This is a genomic window from Streptomyces sp. NPDC054961 (assembly GCF_053609145.1).
The window spans coordinates 162,615-164,650 of record NZ_JBSGWY010000006.1; the positions used below are offsets into that span (position 1 = coordinate 162,615).

Sequence of the window (2,036 nt, forward strand, 5' to 3'; positions counted from 1 at the left end):
CCCCCTCCTCGGAGGGGGCGGCCCTTCGGCCTGTGCACGGGCCCGCGCGGGGCCCGCACCGTCACAGGGCGAGCATGCGCTCCAGTGCGAGCTTGGCGAAGCTCTCGGTCTCCTTGTCGACCTGGATCTGGTTGACGAGGTTGCCCTCGGCCAGGGACTCCAGGGTCCACACCAGGTGCGGCAGGTCGATGCGGTTCATCGTCGAGCAGAAGCAGACCGTCTTGTCGAGGAAGACGACCTCCTTGTCCTGCGCGGCGAAACGGTTCGCCAGACGGCGTACGAGGTTCAGCTCGGTGCCGATGGCCCACTTGGAGCCGGCCGGGGCCGCCTCCAGCGCCTTGATGATGTACTCGGTGGAGCCGACGTAGTCCGCGGCCGCCACGACCTCGTGCTTGCACTCGGGGTGGACGAGGACGTTCACGCCGGGGATGCGGGCGCGCACGTCGTTGACCGAGTCCACCGAGAAGCGGCCGTGCACGGAGCAGTGCCCGCGCCACAGGATCATCTTGGCGTTCCGCAGCTGCTCGACGGTCAGGCCGCCGTTCGGCTTGTGCGGGTTGTAGAGCACGCAGTCGTCGAGGGACATGCCCATGTCGCGGACGGCGGTGTTGCGGCCGAGGTGCTGGTCCGGGAGGAAGAGCACCTTCTCGCCCTGGGCGAACGCCCACTCCAGGGCCTTCTCGGCGTTGGACGAGGTGCAGATCGTGCCGCCGTGCTTGCCGGTGAAGGCCTTGATGTCGGCCGAGGAGTTCATGTACGAGACGGGCACCGTGGTGCCGGCGATCCCGGCCTCGGTCAGCACGTCCCAGCACTCCGCGACCTGCTCGGCGGTGGCCATGTCGGCCATCGAGCAGCCGGCGGCCAGGTCCGGCAGGACGACCTTCTGGTCGTCCGAGGTCAGGATGTCCGCGGACTCGGCCATGAAGTGGACGCCGCAGAAGACGATGTACTCGGCCTCCGGCTTGGCGGCCGCGTCCTTGGCGAGCTTGAAGGAGTCGCCGGTGACATCGGCGAACTCGATGACCTCGTCGCGCTGGTAGTGGTGGCCGAGGATGAAGACCTTGTCCCCGAGCTTCTCCTTGGCCGCGCGGGCCCGCGCCACCAGGTTCGGGTCCGAGGGCGACGGCAGGTCGCCGGGGCACTCCACGCCGCGCTCGCTCTTGGGGTCGGCTTCGCGGCCGAGCAGCAGCAGGGCAAGGGGCGTCGGCTGGACGTCCAAAGGCTGGGCGGTGGTCACGACACGCACCCTTTCTGTTCTGCGACTAGGGACTTCGGAAGCCATCGCTTCGACTTCTCGTCTATTTGACGTTATATATGATAGCCGCTTCACGTCACTTTGACGATGCCCATAGTGTCGATGTGACGCATTCGCCCGGCCGTGGGAGCGGCTCACCGCCCGGCGAGGTGTGCGAGCATGGAATTTCTGAAACAAGCGTCGGGTCCGGAATGAAACCGCGGTCCCGCTCGTTGCCACCGACGGCAAGAGTCCGACGTTTCCCTGCCTCGCGCGGGGAGCCGCCCACTTCGGGAGTGAATGCAGATGTCCGTACAGGACGAAAAGACCACCGTGAGCGACGGCATCCTCCTGTCCGACGCCGCCGCCGAAAAGGTCAGGACCCTGCTCGAGCAGGAAGGCCGTGAAGACCTGGCGCTGCGCGTCGCCGTCCAGCCCGGCGGTTGCTCGGGCCTGCGCTACCAGCTCTTCTTCGACGAGCGTTCCCTCGACGGCGACGTCGTGAAGGACTTCGACGGCGTCAAGGTCGTCACCGACCGGATGAGCTCCCCGTACCTGCACGGCGCGTCCATCGACTTCGTCGACACCATCGAGAAGCAGGGCTTCACGATCGACAACCCCAACGCCACGGGCTCCTGCGCCTGCGGCGACTCCTTCAGCTAAGCCCCGGCCGAGCTCGTAGGACCACGAGAGGGGGGGGGGGCGGGGGGGGCCCCGGGGGGGGGCCCCCCCCCCCCCGCCGCCCCGCCCGCCCCCCCCCCCGCCGCGCGCCGGCGGACACGCGAGCGGTGGGGTGGCAGAA

General features: G+C 68.5%; 2 protein-coding genes. One reads left to right on the forward strand and one right to left on the reverse strand.

Annotation, left to right across the window (positions count from 1 at the left end; translation table 11 throughout):
- Positions 1-61 precede the first annotated feature (61 nt).
- Positions 62-1,246 carry a quinolinate synthase NadA gene (gene nadA / locus ACWF9Z_RS09000; RefSeq protein ID WP_453599158.1) on the reverse strand — a complete coding sequence of 395 codons (1,185 nt, stop codon included), beginning with the start codon at positions 1,244-1,246 and terminating at the stop codon, positions 62-64.
- A gap of 294 nt (positions 1,247-1,540) precedes the next feature.
- Between nadA and erpA the strand changes: the two genes are divergently transcribed.
- Positions 1,541-1,897 carry an iron-sulfur cluster insertion protein ErpA gene (gene erpA, locus ACWF9Z_RS09005; protein ID WP_214949940.1) on the forward strand — a complete coding sequence of 119 codons (357 nt, stop codon included), beginning with the start codon at positions 1,541-1,543 and terminating at the stop codon, positions 1,895-1,897.
- Positions 1,898-2,036: the final 139 nt, after the last annotated feature.

Bases quoted from the DNA above. Each gene is read 5' to 3' on its own strand.
- erpA (WP_214949940.1), top strand. From the start codon at position 1,541: ATGTCCGTACAGGACGAAAAGACCACCGTGAGCGACGGCATCCTCCTG.